The following is a 23,049-nucleotide window of genomic DNA, read 5'->3' as shown; positions in this document are numbered from 1 at the left end:
ATTGTACTCTATCTTTATGCATACAAGGAGTGGATATTTTTGGATTCAGGCACACATTTCGTTATGGGTATAGCCCTCGGTGGTCTTGCATTAGTTGATCCCGTTGTAGCAAATCACTCTATGACCTTTACCGCAGTAATGGCAGGTACGATTATTGGCTCACAGGCACCTGATGTCGATACTGTTTTAAAACTGCGTAACAACGCAATTTATATTCGACATCATCGTGGAATTACACATTCACTACCAGCAGTAGCTATTTGGCCCATCTTAATTACCGCGGTTTTAGCAATTATTATTCAAGACGTAAGTGTGTTTCATTTATGGCTTTGGACATTTTTAGCTGTAGCGCTTCATGTCTTTGTTGATATCTTCAATGCTTATGGTACACAAGCACTTCGACCATTCTCTAGAAGATGGGTTGCACTTGGGGTCATTAATACATTTGATCCTATTATTTTTACACTACATTGCCTTGGCATTTTACTTTGGGCATTTGGTGCAAATCCAGTTTGGACATTTAGTATCATGTATCTCATTATTATCGTTTACTACATTTTACGATTTGCAGTCCAAAAAGCTGTAAAGAATGCTGTGCATAATACTATTCAGGATGAAGAGTATGTTATTGTAGCCCCTACAATGCGCTTCTTCCATTGGCGAATTGCAGCTAAATCCAAAACGCATTATTATGTTGGCCGAGCTTATGGGCGAACTGTTAATATTTATGATAAATTCGAAATAGAACCTTTACCGAAAACGCCTCTTATCGAAATAGCATTGAAAGATCGCAATCTCGCTGCTTTCGTGTCATTCTCACCATTGTATCGTTGGGAAATTTCAGAACTCGATAATGGCTTAACAGAAGTAAGATTAATTGATCTGCGTTATCGTAGTGATAATCGCTATCCTTTCGTTGCTGTCGCTCATTTAAACGATGACAACGAGATTATCACTTCATACACTGGTTGGATTTTTACAGAGGATAAACTCCAGAAAAAATTACAGATTGGCGCAAGTAATTAAACAGCAAACCCTGACCAACATTGGTCAGGGTTTGTTATTGCACCATATCATCACTAGCATCAAGTAAATGTGCGTATTTGGGATTGCGTCCTGCAAATGTATGCAGTTTATCTCCATAACTAGTAATTAATTGGCGCACTAAATTTTCAGTATAATCAGCACCTCGATAGGCGTAGCCAGCTTTTGCAGAAGTTGATTCAAAATCACTCCATAAAAGCTCAATCCATACTCGTGCACGTCCTACTGGCATTTGCGGGTTTTTGGCAAGTAACTCAGCAGTTAGTTTTTCAATTTTTCCATCCATTTATTTGCCCACCTTTACAGGAGATAGCATTGAAACAGGTAAAGCCTCTTGGTATTTTTCGCCCCCTAAGCGATGTCCCCAAGCAAAGCGTCCTTTTAAATAATCCACTTGGAAAAATTCATTTTCAGAGCCGTCAATACGATACATTTCTCCAGGAATTATTGTATCTAAATCAACCAAATAAGCAGCTGCCATTAAAGCCTTGCGCTCGTAAACTGCGAATTCATTGATAATTCCTAGCTGCTCCGCCTTACGTGCTTTTTCCTTGATCATAGCTATTTCTTCACGTAATTCATGCTCTGACATTGCAGCATAATTTTTTTCATTCATTCCTCATTCTCCTTCTCTTCTATAAAACGATCTATAACCTCTATAGGAAAACCCTTTTGATAGAGCGCTTGCTTTAGTTTCATTTTCAATTCATAACCAGTATACTTCGATGAATACTTTTTCCAAACTTTTTCGCCTTGTACCTCAAGTAGCTGTTGCCATTCATCTTCATCTTGCTCAATCTCTATTTGACTTAGCACATCATCTACAACACTAAAAGAATAACCTTTTCGCATTAAAAAATCTTGAATTTTAGCTTTTATTTGTGTTGGTGTTTTCTTTTTTTCTGATCGAATGACCTTTTCAGCCAATTGTGTCGCAAGCTTTACCTGTTCCGCATGACTATACGTAGCAAGTACCTCATCCTGTAAGCTTTTATCAATTCCTTTTTTCATAAGGTCTTGTCTAATTGCCTTGGGTCCCTTTTTCATCGTAGCCTTTTTCGTGTTGAGTAATGCCTTGGAGTAAGTTTCATCATTTAAAAAACCGTATGATTTGAGCTTTTGTATTGCCTCTAAAATAACTGCTTCGCCAAATTCTAACGCGAGAAGCTTTTTCTTAACCTCATGCTCACTGCGCATTTGATATGACAAAAAATTTAAACCTTTATTAAAGGCTTTTCGAATCTCATCCTCATAGGCCATTTCCTGAATATCAAATTCCTCAAGCACTTTGCCCTTCGTTAAACCAAATTGAATGAGAATTGCCTCATCTACAGGAAAAGCGTATTCTTCGTTCAAATATATATTATAACGTTCTGGATTGTTTTTTTGACGTGCAATTTTCGTAATAATACGCATTAGTAACACCTCACTATTAACCATTATAACATTTTTCGTGGGCATTGCTTTTTCCCTGTGGGTATTCCCATGTTCGCGGGTATTTGCTTCTCTTCTGTTTTATTTAAAAGAAGCACTTCAAGATTTATTGGTTTAAATCGAATAGGATAATTTTTTTAACGCATTCTAATGAAAAAGAAAGGATGCGTTTTTAAATGTGGAAACAGCATATTGTAGGAGCGGTCATCGCTACTTTTATTATTGCCGCGGCAATTAGCTTTAATCCATTTTCAGCTTCTGGCTCTGATGAACACCATTGGGGATTAAAGCGAGCGAAAAACGGTGAACCAGCTGAGGCTGGAGCACAGCTTGATCAGCTACTTGAGAAATATGGTGCTATTTATAAAGGTAAGCCTGATAAAAAAGTTGCTTATTTAACCTTTGATAACGGATATGAAAATGGGTTTACGGAAAGCATTTTGGATACATTGAAGAAGGAAAAAGCACCAGCTACCTTCTTTTTAACTGGTCATTATTTAGAAAGTGCCCCCGAAATAGTGAAACGCATGGTTAAAGATGGCCATACAATCGGCAACCATTCATATGGACACCCAAATATGGCGAGATTAACGCCAGATGCTATGCGTACAGAATGGAAAAAATTTGACGATAAGCTGAGGGGATTGACTGGTATTAAACATACAACATACTTCCGCCCACCTGAAGGTATATTTAATGCGAAATTATTAGAGGTCGGAAATGCTGAAGGCTACCGTCATATTTTCTGGTCTGTTGCCTTTAAGGATTGGGAAAGGGATGTACGTCGTGGCGCAGATTATGCGTATAATGCATTAATAGAACAGCTACACCCTGGTGCCGTAATATTAATGCATACTGTAGCGCAGGATAACGCTGAAGCTCTTCCTAGGTTTATTGCCGAGGCGAAAAAACAAGGCTATACATTTTTATCCCTTGACGATTTAGTTTTAGAACATGAAGATTTCCCTGTCGCTTTGCAATCGTCTACTCCTTAGTTATAATGGGGAGATGATATTAAAAGAACAGGGACGTGGAACGCTTGACGCAGCAAACAACAATGGAAGTAGGACAAAAATTTCCGCTAATAATAAAAAGACTTGGTATTAACGGTGAAGGAGTAGGCTTTTATAAGCGTAATGTTGTATTCGTAAAGGGCGCTATTCCTGGTGAAGAAATTACAGCACAAGTGACTAAAACACAGAGAAACTTTGCCGAAGCAGAAATATTAGCTATTCGCAAAGCTTCAAAATATCGTCAGGAAGCACCATGCCCAGTTTACAATGAATGTGGCGGCTGTCAGCTTCAACATATGACATATGAAAAACAGCTAATCGAAAAGCGTGATATCGTAATTCAAGCATTAGAGCGTTATGCTAAGCCTTTAGCTAATACAGTTGAAGTTCGCAAAACTCTAGGGATGGATAATCCATGGAATTATCGTAACAAAAGTCAATATCAAGTACGTAAAGAAGGTAAGCGTGTCTATGCAGGGCTATTTGCAGAAGGTAGTAACAAGTTACTGAACATCAATGATTGCCTTGTTCAACATCCGATTACATCAAAAATTACAGTGGCAACACGTAAAATTTTGCAAAAACTGAATATTACTATTTACGATGGTCGTACACTCGATGGCTTAGTGCGCACGATTGTTGTACGTACAGGAATTCGTACTGATGAAACACAAGTCGTGCTCGTCACAACGCGTAAGGAAATTCCACATCAAGCGGAACTTATTGCTCGTATAAAAAAAATCGATCCAAGTATCGTATCGATCGCACAAAATATTAACCGTGAGAAAACATCGTTAATCTTTGGCGATGAGACGATTGTCCTCGATGGTAAGGAAACGATTCATGAGGAGCTTGGCGAATTAGCCTTTGATTTATCAGCTCGCGCCTTTTTCCAACTGAATCCAACACAAACCGTTCATCTCTATGATGAAATCAAAAAAGCAGCAGCATTAACAGGCAAAGAAACAGTTGTTGATGCTTACTGCGGTGTTGGAACAATCGGTTTATGGCTAGCTGATCAAGCAAAAGAAGTTCGTGGAATGGACGTTATTCCAGAAAGCATTCAGGATGCACGTAAAAACGCCCGAAGCCATGGCTTCAAGCATACAAAATACGCAGTCGGCACAGCAGAAAGTGTCCTAGCAAAATGGCGCAAGGAAGGATTTACACCTGATGTTATTACAGTTGACCCACCACGTACAGGTCTAGCACCAGAATTCATACGCACGGTGTTGAAGCTAAAACCGAAGCGCTTTGTCTATACATCGTGTAATCCATCAACTTTGGCGAAGGATTTAAACGAATTATCGAAGTTTTATGATGTGGAGTATATTCAGCCGGTTGATATGTTTGCACAGACGGCGCAGGTGGAGTGTGTGGCAAAGCTTGTGTTGAAGGATAAATAATGATGAAAAAGGACGTCTCCAAATATTTGAGGCGTCCTTCCCTGTTTCCTCCTTTATTCCATATGTAAACCAATACGTTCTATAGCAACAAAAAAGGCGTCTCCTAAAATTAAGAGATGCCTCATTGTTTTTATATTATTTTTGTATGTAATGCACAGCTCCAGCTGCCTGGTGGATGACGGACGGCCCAGAAAAATCAACACCTTAACCAGTAGCCCAGGATTTAAAAGATTTTTATGCTTTAAGTTTTTAACTTTAATACGAAAGAACTTTGAAACGTAAACTTTGGACTTTTAACTTTAATCTTTGAGCTTTTATCTCCGATTATTTCAACTATCCATTGTAGTAAGACATGTTTCAGGTTTTAACTCGCACACATGTCTTGAAGCGCGAGCGACTTTTCGTTTTCCGTTTTCGCTAGGCCATGCATATTTAGTTAGGCTTGCACTTCAATAAATGTTGTTGCATTCGATTCCGATAATACAGCATCGACCTCTGATTCAAATTCTTCAATTCGATTACTTAATGCTTCAATTTTCTTTTTAACATTCATCGGATCAATTAACTCGTACTCGTTTCTTTTCATAAATGTGTCCGTATGTAATTTTACTTCTTCTGGAGATTGTTTATCTTTATTTCCTAATATATTAACTAAATACGTTTCTAGCTTGGCTGGCAACGCATCATTTTCTTTTGCAACCGTATTTATCGCTGAACGATATTGCTGTTGCATGACTTCTAACAGTTCCTTTTCATATTGAATGGACTGTTTGCGTTCAATCGCTTCTGCTACAGTCATTTCTTCTTTTCCCACTATTACTTTTGTTTTAGCATTAGACTCTACAACTAGCGCCTTAATTCGGTTGCGATAGTCAACTAAGCTAACTACTTTATCGTATGAGGCTTGCATTTGCTTTTCATATTCTTGAATCTCTACTCCATTAATTTTGCTATTACTTTTGCGATTAGCTAACACTGAACTAACTTCATTCGTTGCTGCTTCGATACGGTGATTTAGCATCTTTAATTCTGTTAATGCACGGTGAATCGATAATTTTTTATATTCTGCCATGTGTTAATCTCCTCATTATAAATAGTCATCTTAGTTAGTGTTCTTCTATTATATAGAGATAGAAATCCAAAGTCCAAATATTACTTATCTGCCTTATCTGCAAATATTATTTGATTTTATGTTTGCTTGTCTGTATAATATCATTCTAGGTGCCAAACCTATGTGACTTGGACGAAACATCCTTGTCACGCAAAGAATGCCATAACAGCACGGATTTGCTGGGCATTTTTTGTTTTATGAGCGGGAGATGAGCCCCGCTCTTTTATTTTCCCTAAAATTATACATTACTCAAAAGTCTCCGGGCTGAGCGATTCTTCTGTTTCCCCGAGCGTTTGACTCTCTTCCTTCCGCTTCAAAGATAATCCCAAAAGACAAAGACCCTTATATCGACACTGGTCGCTTATTTTTATTTCGTCCAAATACTAGCAAAACAATTGCTATAGCTAGCAAAAGTAGCGCAACTAATAAAAGGAAGCTGTAATTTACATATTCTAAATAAACGCCTCCTAAAAATGGTCCTGTTAAGCTACCGATACTAAGGGCAATGCCGCAATGCAGATTTCCTGTTGGCAGTAGCTCCTTTGGTGTTAAGTCAGCCATAAAGGTAATACCTAATGAAAACATCGAACCGACTAATGTCCCTGTAAAGAAAAATGCTACGGCTACGGCCATTTGTGAATGCTCTACAAAGCTCGCAATGCCAAAAATAATAGCCCCTCCAAATGAGCCTATCATTAAGACATTACGTCGTCCTACTCTATCCCCTATAGCTCCAAGTGGTACTTGTGTTAAAATCCCACCAAATGTAAAGACTGATAAAATAATAGGAATCATATTCACGTCGAAACCTTTACGCAAAGCATAAACTGGGAACAAAGCATTTAAAGAAGATTCTAAAAAACCATAAACAAATGGTCCTAAAAAGGCAATCCATCCAAATACAATGGCCATTTTATAACGATGCCAGCCTCTTGCATGTAAGTCTCCCGTTAATCGCTCTGGTTTTTCATTTTGCAAGAGAAATACAAAAGACCACGCTAATAAGCACATAATTGAGGATACAATAAACGGTAATGCCTCTGAAATTTGTATAAGTTTTACCATTTATGGCCCAACAGCAAAGCCAGTGCTGAAGGACAAGCCGTAAATGGCCACACCTTTTCCTAAGCTTTTATGATCCGATGTGCTTGTAATCCACGTCTGTGTTGCAAAATGTAATGCATGATCTCCTACCCCAATGAATAAGCGGAGAATAAACCAAAAGGTCACACTCTTCCATAAAGGAAATGCTAACAGCGAAGCGAAGACTAGTGCACCGCCAATTAAAATAATTGGTTTGTAGCCCCATTTTCGTAACGGCTGCTCGATAAACGGTGAGATTAATAATGTTCCTATGTATAGACCTGTTGCATTCAATCCATTCAACGCGGAGGATACTCCATCACGTTCGAAAATAATTGAAATTTGTGGTAAAAGCATCCCTTGTGAAAAACCTGAAATAGATACAATTAACACTAGAATGGCAAACCTTTTTTTGCTGTAATCTGAGAAGTATGTCATCTTTTCCTCCAACATCAAGCCATTCTTCCAGATATCAGCATACCAAAAAGCCTTAGCGCTCACCACATGTGATTTTACGCTAAGGCCTAACTAACACTTATCTCCATTTAATTGTATAAACACGAATTTCGGCTTTTACATTGGCCGAGTACTTGTTTAAACTCCCTCCTTTTCGAGTTAGAGTCTTTTTGGATTTTTTAAATCAGCTCCTTTACCTTTTATTAATACTAATTTAACACATGATTTCATTATTGTAAATATTCTGTCTATTGGTTTTTCAAAATAATCTCTTAGTCCTAGGTGTTTACCTAAACATTGAAATTTAGTCCCAAATCAGCTAAGATGAAGGGGACGAAATGAGGTGTATGTATGTCAAATCCAATCACTGATAAAAAACAGCAAATGAGTTACTTAAAAGAGCGTCTTGAAATGTTTTTAGAAGTTTTAGATGCAATTGATCCTGAAACAACTGAATTAGAGGATATTGATCGTTTAATTCAAATGATGGATGATTTAGAGGACAAAATGGAGCAATTTAATGCTCGTGAACAATAACTACTAATCAATTTCGCCTTGGCGTAATTGCGTCCGGAGGCTATATAAAAGCAAGTGGAAAGCTATATATCCACTTGCTTTTTTTCTTGGCCATTTCTGGCTAGTAGCAATCCCAATTATATAGAACTTTACTAAAATCCTTACGTTTCAGCTCATCTTCAGTGATAAAAAAATTGCCGACCCCGACATCTCCCCATAGAATATGTTCGCCTATACTATCAATCTGAAGCAACAAAATTGTTGAATCTGTATAGTCACCATAAGCTCTTGGATCTTCCTGGGTAAAGAATGGATATCCTCCGATTTTATGACCTGTACTATTTAATGTTTCATAAAATGAGTCTACTAAATTATCATTGTCTTCTATATTTGCAAGAATCTTCGCATATGGTTTTTCTCTTCTAAAGTCGCTTGCTGATAACGGTTCATAACTTGTTCCAAAAGACAATGCCATTTCTTTTTCTACTGGAAAATATAATTCTTCTTTCACTTCAACAAATGAGAAGTCTTGTACTAACTGTGACTCATCACTAACAACATGTTCGTGGAAAACAACGCGGAAGCCCTCCTGATTTTGACCATTGTCAAAATCCATCCCTAGTACATCGTCGTAGCCATCAATATAAAACTGCAAGATTCCCTCTTCAGGGAAGTTTGGTAAATGCTTCGGTACATCTGCAAAATTAATTTGAGCTAGTAATTTTAATGGTCGCCCTTCTGGATTTTTCGGGTACTCCATTGCTAGCGGAAAATATGGATCGCCTTCAAACTTACTTTCAAATAAAGATGTTTTTCGTTCTTCCGTTTCAATAGATACGGTAGGCTGTATCGTTTCCTCTATTACTGCCCTATATTCTTCAAATGCTTCGGGTAAATTAAGTAACTTCATTCTATAACCTCCTAAAGTAATTTTACATTCATTATAGAACAAATGTTCCGTTTTAACAATCTTTATTTCGATGAAACTACAGCTTGTGAATAAGTAGGAAACCGCTTTTCAGCAGTAGATATGATCAAATAAGTGATCAGCTCCTCGAAAGCATGCTCCCGTAAATCCTATAACCGATCAGGGAAATCTTAATATATTGTTTATTACCCCGCTTCAATTTTCTTCTAACATCTTAACGATAAATAACATTATTTCACATTATAATTATCTCTTTTTGAGAATAGACCTTTAATTCCAACCACAATGAGTTGAACTCTTTTTTTCATTAGTTGAAAAGAGTATAATGTAATGTGGAAATAATCAAATTTTCTATGGGGGGCAATACCAAATGAATATCCAAACTTTGGAGAAAAGTCTTTACGATTTAATTACTGAAACGTCTACGAATCTACCAAAAGACGTACGTCGTGCTATTAAGAAAGCTAAAGAAGCCGAGAATTCAGGTACTCGTGCTGCAATGAGCTTAGACACAATCTCAAATAATATCATTATGGCAGAAGATAATGTATCACCAATCTGTCAAGATACTGGTCTACCAACATTCAAAATTTATACTCCTATCGGTGTAAATCAATTAGAAATTAAAGAAGCTATTAAAAAAGCTATTATCGAAACTTCTGCAGATGCAAAATTGCGTCCAAATGCGGTTGATTCATTAACAGGCGCAAACAGCGGTAATAACCTAGGTGACGGTCTACCTGTTATGAAATTCGAACAATGGGAAAAAGACTACATTACAATTAAGTTAATCCTTAAAGGTGGCGGCTGTGAAAATAAAAACATTCAGTATAGCCTACCATGTGAGATTGAAGGTCTTGGCCGCGCTGGCCGTGATTTAGATGGTATCCGTAAATGTATCCTTCACTCAGTATACCAAGCACAAGGACAAGGCTGTTCAGCTGGCTTCATCGGTGTAGGTATCGGTGGCGATCGCTCTTCTGGTTACGACTTAGCGAAAGAACAGTTATTCCGTCATGTGGAAGATACAAATCCAAATTCTGATCTTGCTAAATTAGAAGAGTATGTAGTGAAAACTGCAAACACATTCGGTATCGGTACAATGGGCTTCGGTGGTGAAGCAACATTACTTGGCTGTAAAATTGGTGTTATGCACCGTATCCCTGCATCATTCTACGTATCAGTAGCTTATAACTGCTGGGCATACCGTCGTATGGCTGTGGACATCAATCCTCAAACTGGCGAAATTATTAACTGGCATTATCAAGAAGGCGAAAAAATTACATTTAAAGAAGATGAAGTTGCAGCAACGACAGAAGATACTACTACAAATGTAGTGGAACTTACTGCACCAATTACTGAAGAACAAATTCGCGCTCTAAAAGTTGGTGACGTTGTTTCAATTACTGGTCGTATGTATACTGGCCGTGACGCAATTCACCATCACTTAATGAGCCACGACGCTCCAGTTGATCTTAATGGACAAGTTATTTATCACTGTGGTCCTGTAATGGCAAAAGACGAAGAAGGTAACTGGACAGTAAAAGCAGCTGGTCCAACTACTTCTATTCGTGAGGAGCCATATCAAGGTGACATCATGAAAAAATTCGGTATCCGCGCTGTAATTGGTAAAGGCGGTATGGGACCAAAAACACTTGCTGCATTAGAAGAGCACGGTGGCGTTTACTTAAATGCAATCGGTGGTGCAGCACAATACTACGCAGACTGCATTAAAGGTGTTGAAGGTGTTGACCTAATGGAATTCGGTATTCCAGAAGCAATGTGGCACTTAAACGTTGAGAAGTTCACAGCTGTTGTAACTATGGACTCTCACGGTAAATCACTACACGCAGACGTAGACAAATCATCACTAGAAAAACTTGCGCTACACGCAGAACGAGTATTCTAATAAAAAGCAATTTCTTTTTTTAGCGTTACGTTGAATAGCAGAATTGGTTTTTAAGCTGTAGCGTAAGCATAGTGGCAGCCACACTGCAAAAACGAATTTATAACTTAATAATTTATGGCTCATCACCAAAAGTTGGAGATGACATTTTATCAACCCCACTTTATAGTGATGAGCCTGCACAAATTTGAGAAGCACAGAATATTCCTATGAATAACTGTGCTTTTCTTATGTTCAAAATTATTTCAAAAATCCTCATAATCGCCTCAATCTCAATCTCGGGCTGCTTTCATCCCCTTTCTTTAAAATATCCCTTCAAATTTCTTACTTTCTTTTTCTAAAAACCTTTGTTATAATAATTCTAAATTAGAAAGGAGCTGATTGAAAGTGATTTTCAATTAGCTATTGTTTATATACATTGATTTATAAAGGTTTTGATATTGATTTTCATTATCAGGAGGGATAAAAGTGGAACACTCTAAACGAGAAAATTCAAATATAATTGAGAAAATAAAGGAGCATGCTGAATTAATTGCTGCCCTTATAGCAGGTTTGTTCATTTTGCTTGCATGGCGTTTAGATACTAGCGGGCAAACAACAGCTTCTATTATTTTATATATCGTTGCATTTTGTGTTGGTGGATTTGCTAAAGCAAAAGAAGGTATCGAAGAAACTATTGAAAATAAAGAGCTTAATGTTGAACTATTAATGGTATTAGCTGCAGTTGGTTCAGCTGCAATCGGTTATTGGACGGAGGGTGCTATTCTTATTTTCATTTTTGCTGTAAGCGGCGCTCTTGAAACATACGCAATGAATAAAAGTCATCGTGAAATTTCTGCACTCATGAACTTACAACCCGAAGAAGCTTGGCTTGTACGTGGTAACTTTGAACCAATGAAAGTTTCTGTCTCTACATTACAAATTGGAGATCATCTGCTCGTAAAACCTGGTGAGCGTGTACCAGCAGACGGTGTAATATTTAAAGGACAGTCTTCTATCGATGAATCCGCAATAAGCGGTGAACCGCTTCCAGTGGCAAAACGTGAAGGCGACGAGGTATTTGCAGGTACAGTGAACTTAAATGGTGCCATTACGATGGAAATGACAAAACCAAATTCTGAAACACTATTCCAAAAAATTATCCAGCTTGTACAAAGTGCTCAGAGTGAGAAATCACCATCTCAACAGTTTATAGAAAAATTCGAAGGTACTTATGTGAAAATTGCGCTACTTACCGTTGCCCTTATGATGTTTCTACCTCACTTTGTACTCGGTTGGGACTGGACAACAACGTTCTATCGAGCAATGGTACTCCTAGTAGTTGCTTCTCCATGTGCACTTGTAGCATCCATTATGCCAGCAACTCTTGCAGCCATTTCAAATGGTGCAAAACACGGTGTGCTATTCAAAGGAGGCCTACATTTAGAGCATCTAGGTGCATTACGTGCACTAGCGGTAGATAAAACAGGTACTTTAACACAAGGAAAACCAACCGTTACTGATTTTATTGTTCGAGAAGGATTAGACCGTGAAAATACAATAGCAATCCTTGCAGGTATTGAAGCACAATCGAACCATCCACTTGCTCAAGCCATTACTTTATTCGCAAGAAAAGAAGGTATCACACAGTTTGCTCAAGCCACTATAGAAGATATCCCAGGTTGGGGTATCAAAGGTTACGTTAATGAAGTCGAGTATCTTGTTGGTAAACCAGACTTTGTTGGTCTAGATGAGGCAAATGATTTTGCAAATGGTGCAGCAGAAAGCCTTGCCTCAGAAGGAAAAAGCGTTATTTTTATTCGCGACAAAGATGGCATTGCCGCATTGGCAGCCTTAAAGGATACCGTTCGCAGTGAAGCAAAAAAAGCAGTATCATTACTAAAAGAGCTAGGTATTAATGTTATCATGCTAACGGGCGACAATGAGAAGACAGCAAAGGTAATTGCCAAGGAAGCAGGCGTGACAGAATACGTTGCAGAATGTCTCCCTGAAACAAAAGTGACTGAGATGAAACGACTTCTTTCTCAACATAAATTTGTAGGGATGGTCGGTGACGGTATTAATGATGCACCCGCATTAGCAACTGCAACTACCGGAATTGCTATGGGAGAAGGAACAGATGTTGCTTTGGAAACAGCAGATGTCGTTTTAATGAAAAATGACTTATCAAAAATTGCCTACGCAGTACGTTTATCACGTAAAATGCAACGCATCATCAAGCAAAACATTTTCTTCTCTATCAGCGTTATCGTTTTATTAATTGCCTCTAACTTTTTACAAGTCGTGGATTTACCTTTAGGTGTAATCGGACATGAAGGAAGCACCATTTTAGTTATTTTAAACGGCTTACGTATGCTTAATAAAAACGTCTAAAAAACAAACAGCCTCGTATCACAAAACGTGATAGCGAGGCTGTTCTTTTCAATATTCCTAACTATTTGTTAGTGTCTCCTGCTTCATAAGTTCTCTTTGCAATACTTTTTTCTGCATTGTTGCATTTAAAATGCCACCAAAAATTAAAATAATCCCCGTGAAATATAACCAAAGCATTAAAATAATAACTCCACCAATACTGCCATATGTAGCGGAATAATTTGCGAAATTATTAATATAAAAAGAGAAAGCATATGTTACTGCCACCCAGGCAAGAGTTGAAAACAATGCCCCTGGCCAAACTCCCATTAACTTCAAACGAGGATTTGTATTTGGAACAAATCTATATATTCCCATTAAAACTACAAAAATAAGTAAAGGTGGTATCGACCAGCGCATTCTATGCCAGATTATTTCAAATTGCTCCTCAATCCCAACAATCGAAAATAAGAAATGCCCCACTTGTTGTCCAAAAACCGGTAAAAGTAGAACGACAGCAATAACAACGACAAATGCTAAGGTGAAAACAAGGGATAATCCTCGAGCTAATAGACTCCCCCTAGTTTCTGTATCATAAGCCTTATTTAAGGCTCTAATCAATGCATTAATTCCTTTGGAAGCGGACCAAATTGTCCCAAGTATCCCGACGGATAATAAACTACTATTACGACTTGTTAAAATTTCATCTAAGGTATTTTCAATAAGCCTGTATACCTCGTCAGGCATTATATTCACTAGAAATGAATACACTTGCGTCGACTGTATATTCAAATACGGTAGTAATGTAACTAGAAAAATTAGTAGTGGGAAAAAAGACAGTAAAAAGAAATAAGCCAATTCCGCTGCAAGAGCTGATATTTCCACTCGCTTTAAGCGTAGCATTAAATCTTGCATAAAGCCCCTTGATGTCATCACATTTACAGTGTCTTCGTCTGGTGAGACAAATGATTTCACCAGACCGACAGCTGTATGTATCGATGCTTTTTTCTCTTCCATACAAATTTCCTCCTGTACGACAACTATTCTTTATCTGGTAAAGAAAAGGCCGATTTTGTATCATTAATCATGCCTTCAATTGCGGAAGGTAATTCTTTAAATTCATCAACTTTTTCAACAATTGTATTGACATTTTCTGATACACTTTCACATAGAACTTTAGCGGCCAATACCTTTTCCTCAACTAGTACTTGTAATTCATCTCGATTGGCTGCATAATACGATATTGCTTCTTTCATCTTTTTCGTTGTAGCTATTGTTTTCTCACGCGTTGCACGATCAAACATGCTTAATGCAGCACCAACTGTGGCGCCAACTACGATGGATGCTAATAATTTACTTCGTCCCATATTAAATACCCCCTGCTTTAGTAAATGTATATTCCTTTAAGATAATTAAGATTCATCTCCAAAAGTTAGGGATGATTTTGTTAAAACGTATGTCATATATAAGTTGATTGGAGTGGAGACTGGGCGACTCCTTGTGGATCAGCGCCACAGATGAGACCCTTGGAGCGTAGCGAAGCGGCTCATCGGACGCCCCCAGGAAAGCGCCCAGTCGGAACGGAAATCAACCACACGTTATGGTGATGAACCATAATTAAACTACTTACTGCCCTTATTCTACCCAATAACAGTCTATTTTTAAAGCAATGCCCAAATACAGTGTTGACATTTTTTTTATTCAATGAAATGATATTTTCGAGGATTACGAAAGGTAGGTTTAAATAATGGATTTATCAGTACCGTCAAAAGAGAACGTTATTTATATGGTTGATCAAATGAAAGACAAGCTTCGTATGGTTAATGTTGATGCAATGAAATCGGAAAATTTCGATGAAGCTAATTACGAAGACCTAGTCTATTTATATGAAATGGTCATGAAGCGCAACACATTTAGTCCTAGTGAAATGCAAGCCATCGTTGCTGAATTAGGAGCTTTACGAAAATAAATAGGATTTTGTAAATAAAAAGCTATTAGCAATGAGGCACCAAAGCCGTTTGCTAATAGCTTTTTTTCTATTTTGTATTTTTTACAGCAGAACCATCCTCAGTTACAAGTGGCTGTATTAACACTTCTACACGACGGTTTTTCGCACGACCCTCAGGCGTGTCATTCGGAGCAATAGCTCGGTTTTCACCATAACCTTTAGCACTAAAGTTCTCAGATTTCAATTTAGAATTACTATTCAATAGAACCATATAGAAATTTGAAGCACGCATTAATGATAACTCCAGGTTCGACGAAAAATTCGGTCCTACTGGGACATTATCTGTATGTCCTGTGATGACAATGTTTCGGGCTGGATCGGATACTAATACACCAGCAAGCTCTTTTGCTATAGGAATATATTCTGGTTTAATCTCTGCTTTCCCTGGATCAAACAGAATACTATCACGAATTGTAACAAGTAGCCCTTCATCAGTCATCGCTGTTGCGAATTGACCTTCCATCTCATGAACAGCGATGAAATTATCAACACTATCTTTAATTTGAGATAACTCTTGCTGATCCTTTAAGTAAGCTGAATTTTGCTGTGTTTGTGGTGTTTGGTCACTTTCTGCATTCGGACTTTTTACCGGTGCAGGCTGATCTAAAAAGCTTGTACCACCATCAAATACTTGATTAAACACTGCTGACATTCTCTCTAGCTTTTCTTGGTCTACTGAACTGGATGCAAATAATATAATAAACACAGCTAATAGCAGTGTTAAAATATCTGCATACGGAACTAACCAAGACTCATCAATATGATCATCATGCTTTTTTTTCTTAGCTTTCTTTGCCAAGGCCGCCCGCCCCGCTTTCATCAGAAATTTGACGACGTTCCTCCATTGTTAAGTAAGAAGATAATTTTTGTTCAATAACGCGTGGAGCCTCCCCTTCTAAGACAGAAAGGATACCTTCAATCATCATTCTTTTTTGCTTAACTTCAATAGCAGATTTACGTTTTAATTTATTCGCAAATGGATGCCATAAAACATAACCTGTAAAAATACCTAATAGCGTAGCCATAAAAGCAGCTGAAATAGCATGTCCTAGCTTTTCTATGTCATTCATGTCTGCTAATGCGGCGATTAACCCTACTACCGCACCGAGTACCCCTAAAGTCGGGGCATATGTACCAGCTTGTGTAAAGATTGCAGAACCACTAGCATGACGTTCTTCCATCGCTTCGACTTCTTCTGTTAGGACATCACGAATATAGTCCGCATTCTGACCATCAATTGCTAATGTAAGTCCATTTTTCAAAAATGGATCTTCTATCTCTGAAGCTTTACTCTCAAGCGCTAATAGACCTTCACGGCGAGCTAAATCAGCCCATTGTGAAAACATCTTAATAATCTCAATATCATCTGCTAATTTTGTTTCTTTAAAAAGAATTTTAAATAGCTTTGGTACACGCTTTAACTCCTTCATTGGGAAGGCAATTGTTACTGCGGAAATAGTACCGAAGATGATAATTAGAATGGCGGCTGGGTTATAAAATGCACCTAAACTTACACCCTTTAGCACCATTCCTGTTAACAGCGCTACTAGCGCAAGTATTAACCCTACAATCGACGATATATCCATTCTAGAACCTCCAAATCTCCTATTAAACTTTATTTCGTCCTTTTTTCCATATTTTAAATACATAATATAGTATAAATGTATTTCACAAATTTTTCGATGTAATAAATACTTTTTATTCACTTTTCGACCATATTTGATTATATTGAATTAAGAATAATACACTAAATTGTCTTTATTTGAAAAAAGTTAAGAATTTGTTATTATCCTTCGACACAAAATTACTAAAATATGCTGAACTAGCCGTAAAATTAGGATTAAATATCCAAAAAAATCAGCACTTTCATATAAGCTGTTCGAACGATAATTAAAAACCAATTCAGATAATTACTAAAAAACCACATAAAAATGATACAAAACAGTTTATTATCGATTCATCAGACAAGATACTTTTTTCACCCTCGCTATAAAAACACTTCGAAAGACTCATTTGATTTTTTCCCATATTTAATCAATTATGCCTCGGTATAATTGTGTCCGGATTCGGCTTTATGCTTGCACAAAAAACTACCTTCACCAACTAAAGGCTAAGACATCTGTAGCTGACGCTTTGCTTTCACTACAATAAATGTCGAGGCTGAGCAAGGACAAGAAAGTTTAAAATCACTTATTTCAACAGACGAAGCGCACAGCATTAAACCAAAGCTGTCACGTAACTTTATAATCACTTATAGACAAACAAATACAAACAACATCACTGAATGTAGGTAAAAAGAACCTTTTTTTATATTAAGAACTGGGCAATTTTTAAGTAATTTATCCCTACTAATATTAGTCTAGACTAGGTATGTTATGGATGTCATAAATTCTCCTTAGATTTTCCTAGTAACCTATTGTATAATTACTTTAGATAATATTGTAGATTATTTTTGTAGAGAGGAGCTTTCATTATGTTCATTACGACTGTACTAGGCTTTTCAGCCGTTTTACTAATTTCTCTAGCATTCTTCATCCACTACCTACAAGTTGGTTTAGATTCTAAATCTTCAGTAACTGTAGATCCAATGCCAAAAGAAAAATATTAATTTCATTAAAAAACAGCTACTAAAACGTAGCTGTTTTTTATTTATTTCCAACTATTTCGATTCGCTAAATAAATTACTAAACTTCTTTTTTTTCAAAAAAATTGCGTGAATATTGTCATTATTATTTGCATATTTATAGTTTTGCTCTAAAATAATTCCTGTAAGGAAGGGAGCAATTTTTCATGACAATGTTACAAGATATTCTTAAGTTTAATGAAGATTTCGTTCAAGAAAAAAAATATGAGCCTTTTATTACAACAAAGTATCCTGATAAGCGCATCGTTGTGTTATCTTGTATGGATACTCGACTTGTAGAGCTGTTACCTAAAGCTATGAATATACGTAATGGTGACGTAAAAATCGTTAAAAGTGCTGGGGCATTAGTTAGTCACCCTTTTGGTGCAATTATGCGTAGTTTACTTGTAGCTGTTTATGAACTACAAGCAGATGAGGTGTATGTTGTTGGACATTACGACTGCGGTATGAGTGCAGTTGACCCAGAAGCAATGCTAAATAAAATGGTTGCTAGAGGGATTAACCCTGAGACTATCAAAACAATAGAATATTCAGGTCTTGATTTAAAAGAGTTTTTACGTGGCTTTGGCGACGTAGCAACAAGTGTAAAGAAAAGCGTCGATACAATTCGTAATCACCCGTTAATGGTTAAAGACGTGCCTGTTCATGGATTAGTAATTGATCCAAATACAGGTCACCTTGATTTAATCATAGACGGTAGCAAACAATAGTAAAAAAGAAGCGTCTATTCTTCAAACAATGAAAGATAGACGCTTCTATTTATTGATCCTCTAAACGTGCATACATATAATGATCCACCCATTGACCATTAATGTACAGCAGCTTTCTTAAAAGACCTTCACGCTGAAATCCAGCCTTTTCTAAGACTCGGATAGAAGGATTATTTTGTGTTGAAACATAAGCCTCTACTCGATGTAAGCCTATTTGCTCGAACGCAAATTGCACGACCATATTAACTGCTTCTGTCACGATCCCTTTTCCAATATAAATTTCATCCATCGCATAACCAACAAACGCACTGGAATACGGTAAACGTTTTACTGCATAAAGAGCAATATGTCCTATTAGATTATTTGTACCTGGCTCAAAAATACCGAAAGTAAATTCTCTCTTTGAGTCCATTAAGTATAAGCTTTCTTGAATTTTTTTATATTGAGCATTAATTGTATAATATTCCGGTCGTTGTAACGGTTCGTATGTAGACCAAAAGTATTTATTGCGACTTACGAGATCGGTTAAACTTTGTGCATCTTTTTCATAAAATGTGCGAATGTAGCATTTCCCCCCCTGAATTGATACCACATTTTCACCCTTTTTCCTCAATAATCTCCAAATTTTAAGCACCATTTTTCCACACTAACCTTCCGATAATTATCAACACGTTTTAATGCCTGAGTTCATTTTATCAATGGATGAAGCCACCACTATTGGTTCAACTAACAATCAATGGGAAAACAACCCACTGATTGAAGTTTTACTTTATTGTATGTAAAAAAAGATGCTGCTACAACTAAAACATTTCGTCTTGTTGTTACAGCATCCATAACATTATTTCATTTTTTGTTTTTGTTTTGGTTTTTGTTTTTTAGGCTTCTCTTCTAGTAATTCAAGGCTAGATGATTCAGCATCTTCTAAATGTGCTTTGCCTAATACATTCGTTAAATGAAGGCCACGTTTTTTTGCCTCACGTTCAATATGTGCTAATGTTTCTTGCAACACCTGTACACGAGCATATTGTTTATCGTCCCCTGATACTAGAACCCATGGCGCACTTTTCTTATCGGTCTTCTCAAACATTTCATTCGCAGCTTCTATATACTGAGGTGTTTTTTCACGATTTCTCCAGTCTTCATCTGTTAGCTTCCAAGACTTATATGGATCCTCCTCGCGTTCTTTGAAACGATTAAGCTGCTCCTCATCAGATACTTGAAGCCAAAACTTAATTACAATATAATCTCCGGCTGTTAAAATCTTTTCAAAATTATTAATTTCTTCGTATGCACGAGACCACTCTTCTGTTGTTGCAAACCCTTCAATACGCTCAACTAATACACGACCATACCATGAGCGATCAAAAATAGAGATTTGTCCATGCTGTGGCAACTTTCTCCAAAAGCGTTGTAAATAATTGTAGCGCAGTTCATGAGGCTGAGGTGCTGAAATTGGGTGTACGACATAGCCACGTGGATCAACACGTTCAATTAGACGCTTAATAGCGCCACCCTTACCAGCAGCATCCATACCTTCAAATACTAAAATTAGCCCAATTTTATTGTTTAATAAAAACTGTTGAGCATTTAACATTTCATATTGGAGTACTTTTAATTTCTTTTTATACATTTTCTTATCCAGTTTAACTGATAAATCTAGATCATTTAAATTTTGAGTCATTAAAACTTCACTCCTTACATTTGAATATTCTTATTGTACTAAAGAAATATATGACTGCCTATTCAAATGGTAAATTGTAGATATTTTTAACGAAACAACGCAATACATTGTTGGAAATTTCCGCTATAATGAAATATAATGTTACAGTCCTATACTTATTTGTCTTTTCCCTATACAATTTAACACGAAGGGAGAGGAAAACATGCCTCGATTTTTTTTGATGACAATCACTTATATTGTCTCACTCATCCTAACCTTTTCATCCTATTTCATGAAAATAAACGGTCAATCTTCTTTAGAGATTTCAAATCGTTTTCCTGTAATATTTGCACCTTTTAATGTTAGTTATGTGATTTGGATTGGGGTTTACATGTTACTTGGTTATTGGTTAGTCATGAATCTAAAAAAGACAACTATGAAACAGACTGTTCTCTTTAGTAGCATATGTATCATGCAGGCGTTAGCGATTGTTGTTTGGCATCACGAACTATATATCGTGTCAATTGTCAGTACGTTCATTTTAGTACTGTATTTATTAAAATTGTACAAAACGTACCCTCTCAGCAATAATTCACTCTCAGGTCGTATACCCTTCTCGATTTACTTCGCATGGATTACATTTAGCCTGATGACAAATATAAGCTTAACGCTAACATCTTATCAATGGAATGGTTTTGGCCTTAGTAATCCACTTTGGGCAGTTATTTCACTGACACTTGGGGTAGCAATAGCGCTACATATCCGATTCCATTATTTTGATATTATCTATCCAAGTGTATTTATCTGGTCCTATATTGGGGTAGCATTACATAATGGTTTTGATGAGCTACTTGTGACAACGGCAGCCTTGTTTTTATGTGGAGTGCTACTTGTCGGTATATTATTTATTAAAAAAAATCCTGCCTACCAAAAATAAATTGGTTAGCAGGATTTTTAGCTTTTTTATTGTTCATCTAGAGAAGTTAAAATAATTGGTTTGTCTTTAGTAACGATAATTGAATGCTCGATTTGAGCAACTAATGATTTGTCTGGCGTAACGAATGTCCAGCCATCACCAGACTCTACAATATGCTCCGCTTTTGCTGAGATAAATGGCTCGACTGCAAGCACCATGCCTTCTTTCATAATTGTAGAATCCCAAGCATCATAGTAGTTTAAAATATGATTTGGCTCATCATGTAAAGAACGACCTAAACCGTGACCTGTTAGGTTCATAATCACTGTTAAATCATTGGCATATGCTTCACGCTCAACAGCTTTACCGATTTGGTTTAATTTTGATCCAGCTTTTACTTTTGTCATCGCACGGTCGAAAGCACTTTTAGCTACGCGACATAACTTTTCTTTATCCTCATAGCCATCACCAACTACAAATGAAATGCCCGTATCAGCAAAGTAGCCATTAAGTGACCCAGATACGTCTATATTTACGATATCTCCCTCGTTAATCACACGTTTACCTGGAATACCATGTGCGACTTCCTCATTTACACTAATACAAGTGTATCCTGGGAAATCATATTCCCCTTTAGGTCCAGAAATCGCTCCTGCTTCAGCAAACATACGACCTGCAATTTCATCTAATTCAAGTGTTGTTACACCTGGTTTTGTAGCAGCCTTCATTGCTTCACGAATTTCAGCACAAATACGGCCGATTTTTTTAAAGGCTTCAATCTCTTCTTGCGTTTTTACAATCATTTTTAACGTCCCTTTCATCTAATATCTATTCATTAATATAACATAACTTTTTATACAAAAAACGCTAAACGCTTTAAATATTATATGTCATCATAAATTGTAAAGTGCTGAAAAACAGGTTCATCACCAAAAGTTGAGGATGACATTTATTTAAAACGTATGCCATTCATAGGTTGATTGGAGTGGAGGCTGGGCGACTCCACAGGGATCAGCGATAGAGGAACGAAGGCTAATACCATCACATCCTGTGATAACGCCTTCGTGACCAACATCCTGTTGGCCCGAGACCCTGCAGCGAAGCGGATGTTTTCTGTGCGAAAGCGAAGCGTCAGCAACAAATGTTTTATCTGTGCGAAAGCGAAGCGTCAGCAACAAAGCCCCAGCCAGAACAGAAATCAACCTCATGCTATGGTGATGAGCTAAGAAAAATGACCCATCTTTCAATTTACTAAAAATAAAAAACCCTCCACTTATGTGAAGGGCATAATAATTATGATTTTCGTTGCATTAATTGAGGTGCTGCCGTAAATAACAACACACCGACAATTGCTGTTAAAATCGTTGCTGGTAGCATATATGTTCCGTTATAGATAATTGAATAAATCCATGCATTTTGATCGCCAGCATACTCTGCGAAAAATACAGCGCCTGCAATGGTATGTGCTGCATAACGTAAAAAGCCCGCTAATACAGTTCCTACAATAATATAAAGCGCCATTTTCTTTTTGTTTAACTCTTTAGCAGCCTCAAGCACTGGTCCACGCACAACGGCCGCTAAGCCAACTACTGTAAAGGCAACACCATAATCAAGTGTTCCTTGAAGCCAATGTATAATATAGGCACCAAACATTGTTTGCATAACACCAATGAGTAAACCTGTTGTCATACCTGGAATAAGGCCCCAGCGGAATGCTATTAAAATTATTGGCACCATCACTAGACTAACAGAGCCACCTTGTGCCCATACTTTAAAGGAAACCTGATCTAGCACAAGGCCAATCGCTGCGAATATCGCAATCTCCACAAGCATTAAAAGTTTTTTATTGTCCATAATTATTC

Annotated in this window: 23 protein-coding genes and 1 pseudogene; 10 read left to right on the top strand and 14 right to left on the bottom strand. The window is 37.1% G+C overall.

Annotated features, from left to right (window positions below; all coding sequences use genetic code 11):
- Positions 1-39 precede the first annotated feature (39 nt).
- Positions 40-1,026, top strand: coding sequence for a metal-dependent hydrolase (locus ACQKOF_RS10480; protein ID WP_427556362.1), 987 nt, complete (start codon positions 40-42; stop codon positions 1,024-1,026).
- Between the two features lie 34 nt (positions 1,027-1,060).
- Here the strand turns inward: ACQKOF_RS10480 and ACQKOF_RS10475 are convergent, their stop codons facing one another.
- Genes ACQKOF_RS10475 through recX form a run of 3 tightly spaced genes read right to left on the bottom strand, consistent with a single transcriptional unit; the run spans position 1,061 to position 2,460 of the window.
- On the bottom strand, positions 1,061-1,330 hold the full coding sequence (locus ACQKOF_RS10475) for a YfhJ family protein (protein ID WP_427556359.1): 270 nt from the start codon (positions 1,328-1,330) through the stop codon (positions 1,061-1,063).
- Positions 1,331-1,660: a YfhH family protein gene (locus tag ACQKOF_RS10470; RefSeq protein ID WP_053483069.1), complete on the bottom strand. Its 330-nt coding sequence runs from the start codon at positions 1,658-1,660 to the stop codon at positions 1,331-1,333.
- Positions 1,657-2,460 (bottom strand): recombination regulator RecX, encoded by an 804-nt coding sequence (gene recX / locus ACQKOF_RS10465; RefSeq protein ID WP_427556356.1) that lies wholly within the window; start codon positions 2,458-2,460, stop codon positions 1,657-1,659. Before recX ends, ACQKOF_RS10470 begins: the two co-directional genes overlap by 4 nt.
- A 194-nt stretch (positions 2,461-2,654) precedes the next feature.
- Between recX and ACQKOF_RS10460 the strand changes: the two genes are divergently transcribed.
- Both ACQKOF_RS10460 and rlmD read left to right on the top strand, forming a co-directional pair.
- Complete coding sequence (locus tag ACQKOF_RS10460) at positions 2,655-3,473, top strand: polysaccharide deacetylase family protein (protein WP_427556354.1); 819 nt, start codon at positions 2,655-2,657, stop codon at positions 3,471-3,473.
- A 44-nt stretch (positions 3,474-3,517) separates the two neighbouring features.
- The gene (gene rlmD, locus ACQKOF_RS10455; protein WP_427556351.1) at positions 3,518-4,897 is read left to right on the top strand and encodes a 23S rRNA (uracil(1939)-C(5))-methyltransferase RlmD; all 1,380 of its coding nucleotides are present in this window, start codon (positions 3,518-3,520) and stop codon (positions 4,895-4,897) included.
- 436 nt (positions 4,898-5,333) lie between these two features.
- Here rlmD and ACQKOF_RS10450 read toward each other — a convergent pair whose 3' ends face one another.
- On the bottom strand, positions 5,334-5,969 hold the full coding sequence (locus ACQKOF_RS10450; protein WP_376073132.1) for a hypothetical protein: 636 nt from the start codon (positions 5,967-5,969) through the stop codon (positions 5,334-5,336).
- A gap of 381 nt (positions 5,970-6,350) precedes the next feature.
- A pseudogene (locus tag ACQKOF_RS10445) lies at positions 6,351-7,529 on the bottom strand (MFS transporter).
- A 369-nt stretch (positions 7,530-7,898) separates the two neighbouring features.
- On the opposite strand from ACQKOF_RS10445, the gene ACQKOF_RS10440 reads away from it, so the two are divergent.
- Complete coding sequence (locus ACQKOF_RS10440; RefSeq protein ID WP_376073129.1) at positions 7,899-8,084, top strand: SE1561 family protein; 186 nt, start codon at positions 7,899-7,901, stop codon at positions 8,082-8,084.
- 100 nt (positions 8,085-8,184) lie between these two features.
- On the opposite strand, the gene ACQKOF_RS10435 is transcribed toward ACQKOF_RS10440, so the two are convergent.
- Positions 8,185-8,973, bottom strand: coding sequence for a YwqG family protein (locus ACQKOF_RS10435; protein WP_427556348.1), 789 nt, complete (start codon positions 8,971-8,973; stop codon positions 8,185-8,187).
- Between the two features lie 388 nt (positions 8,974-9,361).
- On the opposite strand from ACQKOF_RS10435, the gene ACQKOF_RS10430 reads away from it, so the two are divergent.
- Complete coding sequence (locus ACQKOF_RS10430; RefSeq protein WP_427556345.1) at positions 9,362-10,900, top strand: fumarate hydratase; 1,539 nt, start codon at positions 9,362-9,364, stop codon at positions 10,898-10,900.
- Between the two features lie 465 nt (positions 10,901-11,365).
- A complete protein-coding gene (locus ACQKOF_RS10425; RefSeq protein ID WP_427556343.1) occupies positions 11,366-13,270 on the top strand; it encodes a heavy metal translocating P-type ATPase in 1,905 nt (634 codons plus the stop codon).
- A gap of 57 nt (positions 13,271-13,327) precedes the next feature.
- Here the strand turns inward: ACQKOF_RS10425 and ACQKOF_RS10420 are convergent, their stop codons facing one another.
- Both ACQKOF_RS10420 and ACQKOF_RS10415 read right to left on the bottom strand, forming a co-directional pair.
- Positions 13,328-14,266, bottom strand: coding sequence for a YihY/virulence factor BrkB family protein (locus ACQKOF_RS10420; protein WP_427556340.1), 939 nt, complete (start codon positions 14,264-14,266; stop codon positions 13,328-13,330).
- Positions 14,267-14,289: 23 nt separating this feature from the next.
- On the bottom strand, positions 14,290-14,616 hold the full coding sequence (locus ACQKOF_RS10415; RefSeq protein ID WP_427556338.1) for a YtxH domain-containing protein: 327 nt from the start codon (positions 14,614-14,616) through the stop codon (positions 14,290-14,292).
- Positions 14,617-14,996: 380 nt separating this feature from the next.
- Here ACQKOF_RS10415 and ACQKOF_RS10410 point away from each other — a divergent pair, with 380 nt between their 5' ends.
- Positions 14,997-15,218 (top strand): DUF1128 domain-containing protein, encoded by a 222-nt coding sequence (locus ACQKOF_RS10410; RefSeq protein WP_053483058.1) that lies wholly within the window; start codon positions 14,997-14,999, stop codon positions 15,216-15,218.
- Between the two features lie 67 nt (positions 15,219-15,285).
- Here ACQKOF_RS10410 and motB read toward each other — a convergent pair whose 3' ends face one another.
- The gene (gene motB, locus ACQKOF_RS10405; protein ID WP_427556336.1) at positions 15,286-16,056 is read right to left on the bottom strand and encodes a flagellar motor protein MotB; all 771 of its coding nucleotides are present in this window, start codon (positions 16,054-16,056) and stop codon (positions 15,286-15,288) included.
- The gene (gene motA, locus ACQKOF_RS10400; RefSeq protein WP_427556333.1) at positions 16,040-16,843 is read right to left on the bottom strand and encodes a flagellar motor stator protein MotA; all 804 of its coding nucleotides are present in this window, start codon (positions 16,841-16,843) and stop codon (positions 16,040-16,042) included. Before motA ends, motB begins: the two co-directional genes overlap by 17 nt.
- Positions 16,844-17,730: 887 nt before the next feature.
- On the opposite strand from motA, the gene ACQKOF_RS10395 reads away from it, so the two are divergent.
- Positions 17,731-17,865, top strand: coding sequence for a hypothetical protein (locus tag ACQKOF_RS10395; RefSeq protein WP_255350001.1), 135 nt, complete (start codon positions 17,731-17,733; stop codon positions 17,863-17,865).
- Positions 17,866-18,047: 182 nt separating this feature from the next.
- Positions 18,048-18,611: a beta-class carbonic anhydrase gene (locus ACQKOF_RS10390; protein ID WP_427556330.1), complete on the top strand. Its 564-nt coding sequence runs from the start codon at positions 18,048-18,050 to the stop codon at positions 18,609-18,611.
- A 49-nt stretch (positions 18,612-18,660) separates the two neighbouring features.
- Here ACQKOF_RS10390 and ACQKOF_RS10385 read toward each other — a convergent pair whose 3' ends face one another.
- Positions 18,661-19,248, bottom strand: coding sequence for a GNAT family N-acetyltransferase (locus ACQKOF_RS10385; RefSeq protein ID WP_427556327.1), 588 nt, complete (start codon positions 19,246-19,248; stop codon positions 18,661-18,663).
- A 201-nt stretch (positions 19,249-19,449) separates the two neighbouring features.
- Positions 19,450-20,292 (bottom strand): polyphosphate kinase 2 family protein, encoded by an 843-nt coding sequence (locus tag ACQKOF_RS10380; protein ID WP_427556324.1) that lies wholly within the window; start codon positions 20,290-20,292, stop codon positions 19,450-19,452.
- Between the two features lie 202 nt (positions 20,293-20,494).
- Here ACQKOF_RS10380 and ACQKOF_RS10375 point away from each other — a divergent pair, with 202 nt between their 5' ends.
- On the top strand, positions 20,495-21,208 hold the full coding sequence (locus ACQKOF_RS10375; RefSeq protein ID WP_370049200.1) for a hypothetical protein: 714 nt from the start codon (positions 20,495-20,497) through the stop codon (positions 21,206-21,208).
- 26 nt (positions 21,209-21,234) lie between these two features.
- Here the strand turns inward: ACQKOF_RS10375 and map are convergent, their stop codons facing one another.
- Both map and thiT read right to left on the bottom strand, forming a co-directional pair.
- Positions 21,235-21,990, bottom strand: a complete 756-nt coding sequence (gene map, locus ACQKOF_RS10370) for a type I methionyl aminopeptidase (protein ID WP_370049202.1) — start codon at positions 21,988-21,990, stop codon at positions 21,235-21,237.
- A gap of 490 nt (positions 21,991-22,480) precedes the next feature.
- Positions 22,481-23,041: an energy-coupled thiamine transporter ThiT gene (gene thiT, locus ACQKOF_RS10365; RefSeq protein ID WP_427556321.1), complete on the bottom strand. Its 561-nt coding sequence runs from the start codon at positions 23,039-23,041 to the stop codon at positions 22,481-22,483.
- Positions 23,042-23,049: the final 8 nt, after the last annotated feature.

The sequence above is a fragment of the Lysinibacillus sp. NPDC093190 genome (assembly GCF_050280425.1).
Classification (GTDB): Bacteria; Bacillota; Bacilli; order Bacillales_A; family Planococcaceae; genus Lysinibacillus.
Note: the sequence above shows the minus strand (reverse complement) of the source record. Positions and strands in the feature narration are given on the sequence as shown.

Coding starts and splice junctions, on each gene's coding strand:
- ACQKOF_RS10475 (WP_427556359.1), bottom strand. CDS start 1,330: ATGGATGGAAAAATTGAAAAACTAACTGCTGAGTTACTTGCCAAAAAC.
- ACQKOF_RS10470 (WP_053483069.1), bottom strand. CDS start 1,660: ATGAATGAAAAAAATTATGCTGCAATGTCAGAGCATGAATTACGTGAA.
- recX (WP_427556356.1), bottom strand. CDS start 2,460: ATGCGTATTATTACGAAAATTGCACGTCAAAAAAACAATCCAGAACGT.
- ACQKOF_RS10460 (WP_427556354.1), top strand. CDS start 2,655: ATGTGGAAACAGCATATTGTAGGAGCGGTCATCGCTACTTTTATTATT.
- ACQKOF_RS10450 (WP_376073132.1), bottom strand. CDS start 5,969: ATGGCAGAATATAAAAAATTATCGATTCACCGTGCATTAACAGAATTA.
- ACQKOF_RS10440 (WP_376073129.1), top strand. CDS start 7,899: ATGTCAAATCCAATCACTGATAAAAAACAGCAAATGAGTTACTTAAAA.
- ACQKOF_RS10435 (WP_427556348.1), bottom strand. CDS start 8,973: ATGAAGTTACTTAATTTACCCGAAGCATTTGAAGAATATAGGGCAGTA.
- ACQKOF_RS10430 (WP_427556345.1), top strand. CDS start 9,362: ATGAATATCCAAACTTTGGAGAAAAGTCTTTACGATTTAATTACTGAA.
- ACQKOF_RS10420 (WP_427556340.1), bottom strand. CDS start 14,266: ATGGAAGAGAAAAAAGCATCGATACATACAGCTGTCGGTCTGGTGAAA.
- ACQKOF_RS10415 (WP_427556338.1), bottom strand. CDS start 14,616: ATGGGACGAAGTAAATTATTAGCATCCATCGTAGTTGGCGCCACAGTT.
- ACQKOF_RS10410 (WP_053483058.1), top strand. CDS start 14,997: ATGGATTTATCAGTACCGTCAAAAGAGAACGTTATTTATATGGTTGAT.
- motA (WP_427556333.1), bottom strand. CDS start 16,843: ATGGATATATCGTCGATTGTAGGGTTAATACTTGCGCTAGTAGCGCTG.
- ACQKOF_RS10395 (WP_255350001.1), top strand. CDS start 17,731: ATGTTCATTACGACTGTACTAGGCTTTTCAGCCGTTTTACTAATTTCT.
- ACQKOF_RS10390 (WP_427556330.1), top strand. CDS start 18,048: ATGACAATGTTACAAGATATTCTTAAGTTTAATGAAGATTTCGTTCAA.
- ACQKOF_RS10385 (WP_427556327.1), bottom strand. CDS start 19,248: ATGGTGCTTAAAATTTGGAGATTATTGAGGAAAAAGGGTGAAAATGTG.
- ACQKOF_RS10380 (WP_427556324.1), bottom strand. CDS start 20,292: ATGACTCAAAATTTAAATGATCTAGATTTATCAGTTAAACTGGATAAG.
- ACQKOF_RS10375 (WP_370049200.1), top strand. CDS start 20,495: ATGCCTCGATTTTTTTTGATGACAATCACTTATATTGTCTCACTCATC.
- map (WP_370049202.1), bottom strand. CDS start 21,990: ATGATTGTAAAAACGCAAGAAGAGATTGAAGCCTTTAAAAAAATCGGC.
- thiT (WP_427556321.1), bottom strand. CDS start 23,041: ATGGACAATAAAAAACTTTTAATGCTTGTGGAGATTGCGATATTCGCA.